Origin of the sequence: Massilia sp. PWRC2 (assembly GCF_049896725.1) — a bacterium.
GTDB lineage: Bacteria > Pseudomonadota > Gammaproteobacteria > Burkholderiales > Burkholderiaceae_D > JAFCUW01.
Map to the genome: position 1 here is coordinate 330,052 of NZ_JAFCUW010000002.1, position 12,678 is coordinate 342,729.

Annotated in this window: 12 protein-coding genes; 2 read left to right on the plus strand and 10 right to left on the minus strand. The window is 63.2% G+C overall.

The annotated features are described in order from the left end of the window. Position 1 precedes the first annotated feature (1 nt). Genes cobA through ACP7BZ_RS06335 form a run of 6 tightly spaced genes read right to left on the minus strand, consistent with a single transcriptional unit; the run spans position 2 to position 5,995 of the window. On the minus strand, positions 2-736 hold the full coding sequence (cobA, locus tag ACP7BZ_RS06310) for a uroporphyrinogen-III C-methyltransferase (RefSeq protein WP_426111162.1): 735 nt from the start codon (positions 734-736) through the stop codon (positions 2-4). 8 nt (positions 737-744) lie between these two features. Further along, positions 745-2,073, minus strand: a complete 1,329-nt coding sequence (locus ACP7BZ_RS06315) for a sulfate adenylyltransferase subunit 1 (RefSeq protein ID WP_426111164.1) — start codon at positions 2,071-2,073, stop codon at positions 745-747. Next, positions 2,073-3,011 (minus strand): sulfate adenylyltransferase subunit CysD, encoded by a 939-nt coding sequence (gene cysD / locus ACP7BZ_RS06320; protein ID WP_426111165.1) that lies wholly within the window; start codon positions 3,009-3,011, stop codon positions 2,073-2,075. Before cysD ends, ACP7BZ_RS06315 begins: the two co-directional genes overlap by 1 nt. A 24-nt stretch (positions 3,012-3,035) precedes the next feature. Continuing rightward, a complete protein-coding gene (locus ACP7BZ_RS06325; protein WP_426111167.1) occupies positions 3,036-3,752 on the minus strand; it encodes a phosphoadenylyl-sulfate reductase in 717 nt (238 codons plus the stop codon). A 7-nt stretch (positions 3,753-3,759) separates the two neighbouring features. Further along, positions 3,760-4,317: a DUF934 domain-containing protein gene (locus ACP7BZ_RS06330; RefSeq protein WP_426111169.1), complete on the minus strand. Its 558-nt coding sequence runs from the start codon at positions 4,315-4,317 to the stop codon at positions 3,760-3,762. Beyond that, entirely contained in the window at positions 4,310-5,995 is a 1,686-nt protein-coding gene (locus tag ACP7BZ_RS06335; protein WP_426111171.1) for a nitrite/sulfite reductase, read from the minus strand. Before ACP7BZ_RS06335 ends, ACP7BZ_RS06330 begins: the two co-directional genes overlap by 8 nt. A 202-nt stretch (positions 5,996-6,197) precedes the next feature. Between ACP7BZ_RS06335 and ACP7BZ_RS06340 the strand changes: the two genes are divergently transcribed. Together ACP7BZ_RS06340 and ACP7BZ_RS06345 are read left to right on the plus strand one after the other, a co-directional pair. After that, positions 6,198-7,139 (plus strand): CysB family HTH-type transcriptional regulator, encoded by a 942-nt coding sequence (locus ACP7BZ_RS06340; RefSeq protein WP_426111173.1) that lies wholly within the window; start codon positions 6,198-6,200, stop codon positions 7,137-7,139. 9 nt (positions 7,140-7,148) lie between these two features. After that, positions 7,149-7,799, plus strand: a complete 651-nt coding sequence (locus ACP7BZ_RS06345) for a class I SAM-dependent methyltransferase (protein ID WP_426111175.1) — start codon at positions 7,149-7,151, stop codon at positions 7,797-7,799. 82 nt (positions 7,800-7,881) lie between these two features. On the opposite strand, the gene ACP7BZ_RS06350 is transcribed toward ACP7BZ_RS06345, so the two are convergent. The 4 genes from ACP7BZ_RS06350 to ACP7BZ_RS06365 all read right to left on the minus strand — a co-directional run bounded on the left by ACP7BZ_RS06350 (position 7,882) and on the right by ACP7BZ_RS06365 (position 12,567). After that, positions 7,882-8,937, minus strand: coding sequence for a porin (locus ACP7BZ_RS06350; protein ID WP_426111177.1), 1,056 nt, complete (start codon positions 8,935-8,937; stop codon positions 7,882-7,884). Positions 8,938-9,063: 126 nt separating this feature from the next. Further along, positions 9,064-10,176 (minus strand): ATP-binding protein, encoded by a 1,113-nt coding sequence (locus ACP7BZ_RS06355; RefSeq protein ID WP_426111179.1) that lies wholly within the window; start codon positions 10,174-10,176, stop codon positions 9,064-9,066. Between the two features lie 174 nt (positions 10,177-10,350). Then, on the minus strand, positions 10,351-11,112 hold the full coding sequence (locus ACP7BZ_RS06360; protein ID WP_426111181.1) for a LytR/AlgR family response regulator transcription factor: 762 nt from the start codon (positions 11,110-11,112) through the stop codon (positions 10,351-10,353). An 84-nt stretch (positions 11,113-11,196) separates the two neighbouring features. Further along, positions 11,197-12,567, minus strand: coding sequence for a sensor histidine kinase (locus ACP7BZ_RS06365; protein ID WP_426111184.1), 1,371 nt, complete (start codon positions 12,565-12,567; stop codon positions 11,197-11,199). Positions 12,568-12,678: the final 111 nt, after the last annotated feature.

Here is a 12,678-nt window from a genome sequence, read left to right on the forward strand (position 1 = left end):
CTTAGTCCGGCGCGCGCTCGGCTTGCTGGCCTGCGCGCAGGCGCAGCGCTTCACCGATCATCACCAGCACCGGGCCGTGCGCCACCGTCAAGCCCTCGGCCAGCTGCGCCAGATCGATGCGCACGATGCGCTGTTCAGGGCGACTGCAGTTCTCCACCACCACCACCGGCGTCTGCGGCGCGCGACCATGGCCCAGCAGGCGCTGCGCCGTGGCGATCGCTTCGCGGCCGCCCATGTACTGCACCAGGGTGTCGGCGTCGGGGGTGACGGGCATCGGTTCGGCGTGTTCGGGCGCGGTGCTCGAGGTGAACAGGGCGACGCTGCGGGCGACGCCACGGCGCGTCAGCGGCGCCTTGGCAGCTGCTGCTGCTGCGAGCGCGGTGGTGATGCCGGGGACGATATGGTAGGCGACGCCGGCGTCTTCCAGCGCGCTCAATTCCTCATCGGCGCGGCCGAACAGCATCGGGTCGCCGCCCTTCAGGCGTACCACCACCTGGTACTGCGCCGCGTAGTCCAGCAACTGCTGGTTGATCCAGTCCTGGCGCGCCGACTGCTGGCCGCAGCGCTTGCCCACATCGACCAGCAGCGCCTGCGGGCACAGCGCCAGCATCTCGCCCGAGACCAGGGCGTCATGCAGCACCACCTGGGCCTGCGCCAGCAGGCGCGCACCACGCACGGTGATCAGGTCCTGGGCACCGGGACCGGCGCCGATCAAATAGACTGTACCGTTGGCCATGCGGCGCTTCAGGCGGGCAGGCGGATCATGCCGGCGGCCACCGTCTGGTGCGTCACTTCATCGATGAGGATGAAGGCACCGGTGGCGCGGACGTCGTCGTAAGCATCGACCGCCAGCATCTGCTGCACGGTCACGCCGATGCGGGCGATGTCATTGAGTTTTAGACCATCGGCCGGGTGACGCTGCTGGGTGTTGATGTCGAGGATGCTGTCGACACTGGTGACGCGCGCCGCGCTCTGGCGGGTGCCGTGCTTGATCCAGTATTTGCGGCGCACATCGAGCGGCTCGTCGGCCATCCAGCAGACATCGGCCACCAGCTGCTTGAGCAGGGTTGCCGGCCGTGCGGCGCTGGCGAGCATGTCGCCGCGCGAGATGTCGAGATGTTCTTCGAGCAGCAGGGTGACCGACTGGCCCACCACGGCCGACTGGTGCGAGCCGTCGAAGGTGACGATGTCGCGCACGGTGGCGCTCTGCCCCGAGGGCTGCACCACCAGCTGGTCGCCGACACTGACCTGGCCCGCTTCGATGCGGCCCATGTAGCCGCGAAAGTCGTTCGCTTCATGGCCATTGTGACGGGCGACTAACTGCACCGGAAAGCGCAGCGGCGCCTGGTGCGAGGCTTGCTGCACCGGCAGCGCTTCGAGCAGGGCGATCAGGGTGGGGCCGCGGTACCACGGCATCTTCGCGCTCGGCTCGACGACGTTGTCGCCCGACAGCGCCGACAGCGGAATCGGGGTGACGTCCTTCAGGCCCAGGCTGGCGGCAAATTCGCCGTACGCCTTGATGATGCGCTCGTACACCGTCTGGTCGTAATCGACCAGGTCCATCTTGTTGACGGCGACGATCACGTGCTCGATTTGCAGCAGGTGCGCCAGGGTCGAATGGCGCTTGGTCTGGATCAGCAGGTCGACCCTGCCATCGTCGTGCAGCTTGACTTTGGAGACGTCGATCAAAATGATGACGGCGTCGGCGGTCGAAGCGCCCGTCACCATGTTGCGGGTGTACTGTTCGTGGCCGGGGGTGTCGGCGATGATGAATTTGCGCTTGGGCGTGGCGAAATAACGGTAAGCGACGTCGATGGTGATGCCCTGTTCGCGCTCGGCTTCGAGGCCATCGGTGAGCAGCGCCAGGTCGACGGCGTCGCCGACGGTGCGCTTGTGCTTCGAGCGCGACATGGCATCGAGCTGGTCGGCGAAGATACCCTTGCTGTCGAACAGCAGGCGGCCGATCAGGGTGCTCTTGCCATCGTCGACCGAGCCGGCGGTGATGAAGCGCAGCAGGGTCGAGGTGGCATCGTCGTCGGTGACTGGTTGGGTTGCAGCGAGTTGCGCGTTCATCAGAAGTATCCTGCTTTCTTACGTTTTTCCATCGAGGCTTCGGACGTCTGGTCATCCATGCGGGTGGCGCCCCGTTCGGTGATCTGGGTGACGGCGGTTTCAGCGATGATTTCTTCGAGCGTGGTCGCCGTCGACGACACCGGGCAGGTGCAGGAGATGTCGCCAACCGTACGAAAGCGCACCACCTGGGTTTGCACCTGTTCGCCGTCGCGCGGCGGTGTCAGGTCGGTCAGTGGCACCAGCAGACCATTGCGGGGGATCACCTGGCGCTGGTGGGCGAAATAAATCGGCGGCAGCGCCAGCTGTTCGCGCTGGATGTACAGCCACACATCGAGTTCGGTCCAGTTCGAGATGGGGAAGACGCGCATGTTTTCACCGGGGTGCACGCGGGTGTTATACAGGTCCCACAGTTCCGGGCGCTGCGCTTTCGGGTCCCACTGGCCGAATTCGTCGCGGAACGAAAAAATGCGTTCCTTGGCGCGCGCTTTTTCTTCATCGCGGCGGGCGCCGCCGATGCAGGCGTCAAAGCCATGCGCGGCGATGGTTTCCAGCAGCGTTACCGCCTGCGCCGCGTTGCGCGAGTCGGTGGCCGGGTGGCGCAGGCGCACCGTGCCCTTGTTGATGGAGTCTTCGACCGAACCGACGATCAGGCGCTCGCCCAGTTCGGCGACGCGGGCGTCGCGGAAGGTGATCACTTCGGGAAAATTGTGGCCCGTATCGATGTGCACCAGGGGGAACGGGAATTTACCGGGCCGGAAGGCCTTTTCGGCCAGCCGCAGCAGTACCACCGAGTCTTTACCGCCCGAGAACAGCAGGGCCGGATTGGCGCATTCGGCAGCCACTTCGCGCATGATGTGGATGGCTTCCGATTCGAGCGCATCGAGGTGGCGCGCGTTCATGTCGGGCAGCACGCGCGGGATGTCAGTCAGAGTAGTCATGGAGTGCCTTGTCAGGTGGCGCCGTCAGGCGGCCACGGATTTGATGCGTATGAGTTTGCCGTCGACCATGTGCAGGCCGCACTCTTTTTGCTCGGGGTTTTCCCACCACCAGCGGCCGGCGCGCACATCTTCGCCCGGCTCGATGGCGCGTGTGCAGGGGGCGCAGCCGATCGACGGGAAACCCTGGTCGTGCAGGGCGTTATATGGCACGTCGTTGGCGCGGATATAGTCCCAGACGTCGCTTTCCTGCCAGTCGGCCAGCGGGTTGAACTTGACCATGGCGTGGGCAGCGTCGTCTTCTTGCACGGCCAGCTCCTGGCGGGTGCTCGACTGCGCGCGGCGCTGGCCGGTGACCCAGGCGCGCTGGCCGGCCAGTGCGCGGCCCAGGGGTTCCACTTTGCGGATGCGGCAGCATTCGCGGCGCATGTCGACGCTGTCATAGAAAGCATTGAGGCCGTGATTGGCGACGTACGCGGCCACCGCCTGTGCATTTGGATGATAAACGGCGATGTTGTAGCCATAGCGCGCGCGCACGGCATCGATGACGGCCACTGTCTCGGCATTGAGGCGCCCGGTGTCGAGCGAAAAAATGGCAATCGGCAGGCCCGCTTGTAAAATCAGGTCAGTGAGCACCATGTCTTCGGCGGCCAGGCTGGAGGCAAAGACCGCCGGCGAAAAATCGGCGGCGATGCGGGCCAAAGTGGCGCTGGTGGCGGCAACGAGGGAGGCAAGATCGCTCATGCGGGCCTCAGATGCCGGCGCCATGCTCGGGCGCCTCGGTGAGGGCCACGCGCTCGACACGCCGAAACAGCGGCAATGGCTGGTCGACCGAGGCCTGGTAGGTTTCGGAAAAATCGGTCAGCCCCTTGACCGCGTCGTCGATGCTGCGGTCTGGCCGGGTGGCGTAGGCATCGAAGCCGACCCGCCGCATGGAAAACAGCTGGTCACGCAAGACGTCGCCGATGGCGCGCAGCTGGCCCACGTAACCGAGCCGTTTGCGCAAATTGAAGGCGGTCGAATAACCGCGGCCATCGGTAAATTTGGGGAAGTCGACGCCGATGACGGCAAAGCGCTCGAGCTGCCCCTTGAGTACTTCGGCACGTTCGTCGGCGCCAAACCAGACGCCGATGTCGGTGCGCGCAGCGAGCGAGTCTTCCTGCGCCTGCCACACCGCCAGCGGCACCATGACCTTGCCAGCCGGGACAACAACGCTGTCGGCGCTGTCGCCTTCCTCGAGGCGCAGGACTTGCCAGTCGTCGGCAACCACGCGCTGGCCGACGATGATACGTTCGTGATGTTCAAGCATAGTGGTCTTCTCCAACGAGGCCGCCCTTGTGGATCGGGGTGGCGTAGACGAATTCTTTAAAGGGGGCGATGCCCAGGCGCTGCGCCGTTTCGGCGAAGCGTTCGCCTTCGAAGCGTTCGCGCACATACACCTGCAGCAGGCGGTCGATCACTTCCGGCATCTGGCCGCTGGAAAACGAGGGCCCGATGATCTTGCCGATGGCCGGCGCATTGCCCTGCGCGCCACCGATCGACACCTGGTAAAACTCGCTGCCATCCTTGTCGACGCCGAGGATGCCGATCGAGCCGACGTGGTGGTGGCCGCAGGCATTGATGCAGCCGGAGATATTGAGTTCGATGTCGCCGATATCGTGCTGGAAGTCGAGATTGTCGAAGCGCTCGGCGATGGCAGCGGCGATTGGCAGCGACTTGGCATTGGCCAGCGAGCAAAAGTCGCCGCCGGGGCAGCAGATGATGTCGGTCAGCAGGCCGATGTTCGGCGTGGCCAGCCCCTTCGCTTTGATCGCCGTCCACAGGTCGAACAGGCGGGCCTGCTCGACGTCGGCCAGCACCAGGTTTTGCTCATGCGTCACGCGCAGTTCGCCGAAGCTGTACTGGTCCGCCATGTCGGCCACAAAATCCATTTGCGCGGCAGTGGCGTCGCCCGGCGGCACGCCGGTTTTTTTCAGCGACAGGATGACGGCGGCGTAACCGGCGCGCTTGTGCGGCTTGACGTTGCGCGCGAGCCAGTTGGCGAACGCCTTGTCCGGGTGGGCGGCGCGCACATCGATATCGGCCAGCGCCCGGTAAGCGGGCGGCGCAAAATAGGCACTGACGCGCGCCAGTTCGGCTGCGGTCAGGGTCTCGGCGCCATCTTTCAGATCGACCCATTCGGCTTCGACCTGGCGGGTGAATTCTTCCACCCCCAGCGCTTTGAGCAGGATCTTGATGCGGGCCTTGTACTTGTTGTCGCGGCGGCCGTACTGGTTGTACACGCGCATGACCGCTTCGGTGTAGGTGAGCAGGTGCTGCCACGGCAAAAATTCGCGGATCACGCTGCCGAGGATGGGGGTGCGGCCCATGCCGCCGCCGGCCATGAACTTAAAGCCAATCTCGCCCGCGTCATTGGTGACCACGGTCAGGCCAATGTCGTGCACGGCAATCGCCGCGCGGTCTTCCAGGGCGCCATTGATAGCCACCTTGAACTTGCGCGGCAGGGCGATGAATTCGGGGTGAAAGGTCGACCACTGGCGCAGGATCTCTGCGAACGGGCGCGGATCGATGATCTCGTCGCTGGCGACGCCGGCAAATTCGTCGGCGGTGATGTTGCGGATGCAGTTGCCGGAGGTCTGGATGGCGTGCATTTCCACCGACGCCAGGTGGGCCAGGATGTCCGGCGTCTGTTCCAGTTCGACCCAGTTGAACTGGATGTTCTGGCGCGTGGTGAAGTGGCCGTAGCCGCGGTCGTAGTCGCGGGCGATGGTGGCGAACATGCGCATCTGCTGCGACGACAGCAGGCCGTAGGGCACGGCGATGCGCAGCATGTAGGCGTGGCGCTGCATGTACAGGCCGTTTTGCAGGCGCAGCGGCACGAATTCGGCTTCGCTCAGTTCGTCGCTCAGGCGGCGCCGGACCTGGTCGCGGTACTGGGCGATGCGTTCGCGTACGATGAGATGGTCAAACTGGTCGTAACGGTACATAAATCATCCTGAAAGTGGAGCCATGGCGGAACACGTCGATAGTCAGTGCCCCAAAGGTAGCAATATCATAAATAAAACGGCCTATATTCCAAAGGACTGAGAATTTATTTGCTTATATTCGTATCTGGCATAAGCATTCTTATAAAATGCGCTTGTCCCGACTGTCATCCTTGCCGGATGAAACCTGATCAGAAAAACAACCATGAATCTTCACCAACTACGTTTTGTGCGCGAAGCTGTGCGACAGAATTTCAACCTGACCGATGCCGCCAAGTCGCTGTTCACCTCGCAGCCGGGGGTGTCGAAGGCCATTATCGAACTGGAAGAAGAGCTCGGTGTCGATATTTTTACCCGTCATGGCAAACGGATACGGGGCTTGACGGAGCCGGGCCGGCTGGTGCTGCAGTCGGTCGAACTGATCATGCAGGAAATCGACAGCCTCAAACGGATCGGCAAGGAGTTCGCGGCGCAGGACAGTGGCAGCTTTACCATCGCCACCACCCACACCCAGGCCCGCTATATCTTGCCCCGGGTGGTGCAAGCGTTCATGCAAAAGTATCCGAAGGTGCGCCTGTCGCTATTGCAGGGCAACCCGCGGCAGATTGCCGAGATGGTCAAGGGCGATCTGGCCGACCTCGCCATTGCCACCGAGTCGATCGCGAATATCGATGGGCTCATCACCCTGCCGTGTTACCAGTGGGAGCACGTGGTGGTGGTGCCGCCCGACCATCCGCTGCTGGGCTCGAAGGCGGTATCGCTGGAAGAAATTGCCAGTTATCCCCTGATCACCTATGATTCGGCCTTCGCCGGGCGCAACAAGATCGACCACGCGTTCAGCTTGCGCGGCCTGAAACCGGACGTGCTGCTCGAAGCGATCGATGCGGACGTCATCAAGACCTATGTCGAACTGGGCATGGGGCTGGGCATCATCGCCGGCATGGCCTTCGACCCCGAGCGCGACAAGAATTTGCGCGCCATTTCCGTCGGCCACCTGTTTGGCACCAACGTCTCGCGCGTGGCAGTCAAGCAGGGCGCGTATTTGCGCAGCTACATTTATACTTTCATCGAACTGCTGGCGCCCACCCTGAACCGCAAGATGGTCGAATCGGCCATGAACGGCGCCAAGGAAACCTACGAGCTGTAAGACCTTACTATGATCACTGAACAATCCCCCCTGTATTACGCCAAGAATGCCGCCGAGCACGACACCATCTATGCCATGCCTGAACGGCTCGATGACCTCGAAGACATGAAGGAACGCCTCGCCGAGGTACTCGACGGCCACATCGTGCTCGAACTCGCTTGCGGGACCGGTTACTGGACCGAGGTGCTGGCCGCCTCGGCCGCCTCGGTGGTGGCGATCGACATCAATGCGGAAATGCTGGCGCTGGCGCGCGCCAGAGAGTTACCAGCCGATACCGTCAGTTTCCGCCAGGCTGATGCTTTTATGTTGCCCGATGACCTCGGCGAATTCACCGCCGTCTTCATTGGCTTCTGGTGGTCGCACGTCAAGCGCAATGAGCAGGAAAAATTTCTGGCGCAACTGCGCGCCAGGTTTGGCAAGGACACCTTGCTGGTGCTGCTCGACGATGTCTACGTCGAAGGCGTCAGCCCCACCGTGGCGCGTACCGATTTGGAAGGCAATACCTTCAAGATTGAAACGGCGCCCGATGGTGGCCGCTATGAAATTCCCAAGACCTATCCCTCCGACAGTTCTTTGAGGAAGCGGCTGGCCCATGCCACGCGCGAGATCCGCATCACCCGCCTTGCGTATTTCTGGCTGCTCAGCTGCCGGCTGAAGTAAGCGCAGAAGTGTGCAGCAGCAAAAAAACAGGCACCTCGCGGTGCCTGTTTTTTGTTGCGCAACCCCCTGGCGGGGGCAGTGCTTAGAATGCGTGACGCACACCAAGCGACAGTGCTTTTGGATCGCTGCCCGGCGCGGTGGTCGGTGGGGTGATGTTCGTGCTCGACGAATTCAAACCAAACGATGCCGTGTCGTTGTTGGCCAGCTGGGCGTACGAAGCGTACAGGTTGGTGCGCTTCGACAGGTTGTAGGTGTAGGCCAGAGCGACTGCATTGCCCTTGGCGTTGCCTGCTTCGACCTTGTTTTGCTGGAAGGTGACGAAGAACTTGTTGGCGTTCATGGTGTAGGTGCCACCGATGTTCAACTGTTCGAACTTGTTGTTGGCAGCCGTAGGATCGGCCACCAGGTAGCCACCCTTGACTTCGAAGTCGCCAAATTTGTAGGCGGCGCCGAAGGCCATTTCCTTGTCCTTGCCAGCGGCCAGGCGGTTGTATTCATGGTAACCAAGACCGAGGTACAGGCCGCCGTTGGCGTATTGCGCTGCAATGCCGCGCAGGTTCAGGCTGTCAGCGGTGACGGGCAGGCCCGGCGCGCTTGGCGCGACTGGCGACGTCTGTTCACCGGCGCTGTAGGCGGCCAGTACCGAGAAGCCGCTGTAAGCGTTGCTCTTGTAGTTGACCGAGTTCGACAGGCGACGGGTCAGGCGACCGGTCGAGCCGAAGGCCGACAGGTTGCTGCCGTAGAAGCCCTGGCCGAACGGATCGCTGGCGGCAGCGATGGCGGCGATCGGCGAGTATTCACGGCCGATGGTGAGGGTACCGAATTCGCTTTCCAGACCAACCACCGAGCGGCGGCCGAACAGGGCGGTATCGCCCACGCCGGTGTCGAGCGCGTAGCCCGCTTCGAGGTTGAAGATGGCTTTCAAACCGCCACCGAGGTCTTCGGTGCCGCGGAAGCCGAAACGGCTGCTCGACTGGTTGCCGGAGTTGAGCTGCAGCGTTTTCTTGCCGTTGACGGCGCCCGTGTCTTCTTTCGACAGAGCGGCATCTAATACGCCGTAGATGGTGACGTTCGATTGGGCGGCGGCGAGCAGCGGGGCAGCCGCGATGACAGCGATTGCCAGGCGTTTGAATTGCATGTGAATCTCCAGGTTGAATTGCGGGTGGTTCACCATGAACACCCGTGATCGACCGTGATGATAGCGAAGCAGTATGTCCGGTTGATGACAAGAACAAAATCTTTGTGACGAAAAGAACACGTTTGCTTAGTCCAGCCGGACTAGCAGGGGCAGCACGATATCGATGCGGGTACCAGGCGGATCGTCGCTGTGGATGCTGATGTCGCCGTTCATATTGAGCACCCGTTCGCGCATGCCCACCAGGCCCAGCGAGGCCGCCTTGTCGAGGTCGCCAGGCTGGATGCCGCGGCCATCGTCGCGCACCGTCAGCAGCACTTCGCCATCGACGCGGTAGAGGGTGATGGTGACCTGCGAAGCATGGGCGTGGCGGGCGATATTGGTCAGCGCTTCCTGGACGATGCGAAAAATGGCAATGCTGGCGGCGTCGCCCAGGCGCAGTTCGGCTTCGTCGGCATACACGGTGCAGGCAATGCCGTAGCGCTCGACAAACTCGTTGCGCAAACCCTGTAGTGCAAAGAACAGGCCGCCTTCATCGAGCGCGCGCGGGCGCAGGTTGCTGGCGATGCGGCGCAGCGAAGTGATGGCGGTGAGCAGGTTTTGCTCCATGCCATCGAGCAGCTTGCCGAGGTCGCGTGTCCGCTCCTTGCGCAGCAGGCTCAGATCCATGCGCAGGGTGGCCAGCAACTGGCCGAGGTCGTCGTGCAGTTCGCGGGCGATGTGGGCGCGTTCTTCTTCGCGGATGGTTTGCAGGGCGGCCGACAGCTGGCGCAACTGCGTGTGTGAACGGCTCAGCTTGTCCTGGTCGGCGCTGCGGCCACTGATGTCGCGCAGGATGATGGTGTGGAGGGGGCGGCCGCCTTCCAGCACGGTCGAGGTCGACCCTTCGATGGGGAAGGTGCTGCCATCGCTGCGGATGGCGGAGACGGGATAGTCGGTGGCGCGGCGGCCGACCCGGCCGGTGTCGCCGAAATACGGCGCCAGCCCGGTCTCGCCGAGCGGCAGCGGCGACAGGTAACGGTCCAGCGGCGCGCCGCGCATGGCCGCCACGCTGGTGCCGAACAGGGCGGCGGCCGATTCGTTGGCGATGACGATGGTGCCGTCGCTGGTGGTGGAGATGATCGCTTCGGTGGCGTGGGCGATGATGTCGTTGCCGTGGTCGTAGTCAACGGCGCGCGCGCGCTGGCGGCCGAAGGCGTAGCCGGCGGCCAGCAGCAGTGCGGAAGAGAGCAGGGGCTTCATCAGTCGAACGGTGAAAAACAGGGGGCCGGAAAGAGAATGTCGTTCAGTGAGGAGCAATAGGGGACTGGCCGCGCAGGGTGCCTGTCCCATGTATGCGTCACAAAACAGCATCCGCCTGATACGAGACCATTGTTGCCGTCCGCCCGTTGGCGCCGTTGAGGCGGCGCAGGCGTGCTACATCTGCTTGAACAGGTGCAGAAAGCTGCGGCTGACTTCGAGCTTGTCGGATTTCCCCTTGATCATCACCAGGTGGCGTCCCCGCAAATCGCGGGTGACGCCTTCGATGGCGTTGACGTTGACCAGGGTGGCGCGGTGGATTTGCCAGAACAGCGCAGGGTCGAGTTCTTCGGCCAGGTCGCGCACCGGTTTGCGGATCAAGGCTTCGAACTTGTCGGTCTGGACGCAAGTGTATTTTTCATCGGAGCGGAAAAATAAAATATCTTCCACCGGGATCATGCGCAAGTCCTGGCCGATGCTGGCCTGGATCCATTGCAGATAGGCGGGCTTGGGCGCCGCCATTTTTTCCGCCAGTTGCGACAGCATCTGGGTGACGCTGTCGTTGACCAGCGCCTTCGGCTGCCCCAGCCGTTCCTTCAAACGCTCGACCGTCACCTGCAGGCGTTCCTGCTCGGGCGGCTTTAACACGTAATCGACGGCGCCCCGCTCGAACGCTTCGACGGCGTACTGGTCGTAAGCGGTGACGAACACGATGTTGCTCTGGTTGCCGATCTGGCGCGCCGCTTCCATGCCATTGGTGCCCGGCATGCGGATGTCGAGGAAGGTCAGATCCGGTTTCAGCTGGCGCACCAGCTCGACCGCTTCGTCGCCATTCTTGGCCTCGCCCACGATCTCCAGCTCGGGCCAGACCTCGCCCAAGCGCATGCGCAACTGGTCGCGCATTAATCTTTCGTCATCTGCAATTATCGCGGTAGGCATGGGGCGTCTTGTGAGTCGATCAGGAGTGCCGATTATTCAATACATTGGCGCTTTGTGCAATGCCGTCGCGCCGTCGACCGAGGATCATGCCTGGCGCGAGACGTGATACGGTACTTCGACGGTGGCGATCACGCCGCTGGGGAGGTTGGCGGCGATGTGCAGCTGACCCTGTTCGCCATGCAGCAGTTTCAGGCGCTCGCGGATGGTTGGCAAGCCCAGGCCCGTGCCGTCGCTGGGCACCACGCCAAAGCCGACGCCGTCATCGCTGACGATCACCCGCAGCTTGCCGCTCTTGACCTCGGCCAGCACGCGCAGGGTGCCGCCTTCGGGCTTGCATTCGAGACCGTGCTTGATGGCGTTTTCCACCATCGATTGCAGCATCATGGGGGGGAACTCGGCGCTGCGCAGGGTGTCCGGAATCTGCAGGTCGACCGCCAGGCGCTCTTCCATGCGCATTTTCAGCAGGTTCAGGTAAGCCGTCACCATGTCCACTTCGCGGCCCAGGTTGGTCACCACGGCGTTGTCTCGCATCTGTGGCAACACTGCGCGCAGATACTGGATCAGGCTGCGCTGCATGGCCGAGGCGCGCGGCGGATCGGTCTGGATCAAGTGTTCGACCGAGGCGAGCGTGTTGAACAGGAAGTGCGGCTCGACCTGCGCCTGCATCATCTGCATTTTCGCTTCCGACAGCTGGCGCTGCATCGATTCGCGCTCGACGGCGGCGTTGGCCGTTTGCGTCAGCGCCTCGGCCCGCTTCTTGCCACCGACCAGCGCCTTCATGGCAAACAGCGCCAGCACCAGCAGCGTGACGAAACTCTTGAACCAGGTCGAGGCCTGCTTGTGATAGCGCGATACTTTCGCTTCGGCGGCATCGTCGACCGCTTCTTCGATGGCTTTGGATAATTCTTCGCCGATTTGCGGCGGCAGCGGAATGTGCACTTCCTCGCCGGCAGCGGCAGCAGCGCGGGCGGCGGCGATGGCCTCGGCCTTGGCGGCGCTGGCCGCCGCGCGCGCAGCCTGGGCCGCCTGCCGCGCTGCCGCCGGTGGTGCGGGCGGTGCCGGTGGCACATCGGCAGCTGCCGCTGGCGCCGGCGGTTCGGCCGCTTCCGGCGGCTCCGGCGCTTGCGCCTCCGCCGGCGGCTCCGGCGCTTCCACCACCGCTGCGCCCCGCTTGGCCTTGCTGCGCGGATTGAAGCGGATCCCGCTGTCGTCAATGACAATATTGGTGTCCGGCTCTTTCTTGGCCTTGCGGTCGGCGCGCACCACCACTTCTTCTTCGCTACTGGAAAACAGTTCGTCCTGCAAAATTTTGCCGGCGATCAGGGCAAGGGCGGCGAACAAGAAGAACTTCCACCACGACAGCTGGCTGACCCAGGTGGCGGTGGCGTCGAACAGGCGCAGCAGCGATCCGAAGATGCCGTTCAGGGGAGAGGATGGGGTGCGCGGAGATTGCATGGGGTCGGTGTCATTCAAAAGGCGGCAGGTGCGCCTGCCAATGGTGCCAGCATAGCCCCTGGCAGTGCCGCCGCGCCGCGTCACTGCGACAGCCGGTCCATTTGTTGCACC

Bases quoted from the DNA above. Each gene is read 5' to 3' on its own strand.
- cobA (WP_426111162.1), bottom strand. From the start codon at position 736: ATGGCCAACGGTACAGTCTATTTGATCGGCGCCGGTCCCGGTGCCCAG.
- ACP7BZ_RS06315 (WP_426111164.1), bottom strand. From the start codon at position 2,073: ATGAACGCGCAACTCGCTGCAACCCAACCAGTCACCGACGACGATGCC.
- cysD (WP_426111165.1), bottom strand. From the start codon at position 3,011: ATGACTACTCTGACTGACATCCCGCGCGTGCTGCCCGACATGAACGCG.
- ACP7BZ_RS06325 (WP_426111167.1), bottom strand. From the start codon at position 3,752: ATGAGCGATCTTGCCTCCCTCGTTGCCGCCACCAGCGCCACTTTGGCC.
- ACP7BZ_RS06330 (WP_426111169.1), bottom strand. From the start codon at position 4,317: ATGCTTGAACATCACGAACGTATCATCGTCGGCCAGCGCGTGGTTGCC.
- ACP7BZ_RS06335 (WP_426111171.1), bottom strand. From the start codon at position 5,995: ATGTACCGTTACGACCAGTTTGACCATCTCATCGTACGCGAACGCATC.
- ACP7BZ_RS06340 (WP_426111173.1), top strand. From the start codon at position 6,198: ATGAATCTTCACCAACTACGTTTTGTGCGCGAAGCTGTGCGACAGAAT.
- ACP7BZ_RS06345 (WP_426111175.1), top strand. From the start codon at position 7,149: ATGATCACTGAACAATCCCCCCTGTATTACGCCAAGAATGCCGCCGAG.
- ACP7BZ_RS06350 (WP_426111177.1), bottom strand. From the start codon at position 8,937: ATGCAATTCAAACGCCTGGCAATCGCTGTCATCGCGGCTGCCCCGCTG.
- ACP7BZ_RS06355 (WP_426111179.1), bottom strand. From the start codon at position 10,176: ATGAAGCCCCTGCTCTCTTCCGCACTGCTGCTGGCCGCCGGCTACGCC.
- ACP7BZ_RS06360 (WP_426111181.1), bottom strand. From the start codon at position 11,112: ATGCCTACCGCGATAATTGCAGATGACGAAAGATTAATGCGCGACCAG.
- ACP7BZ_RS06365 (WP_426111184.1), bottom strand. From the start codon at position 12,567: ATGCAATCTCCGCGCACCCCATCCTCTCCCCTGAACGGCATCTTCGGA.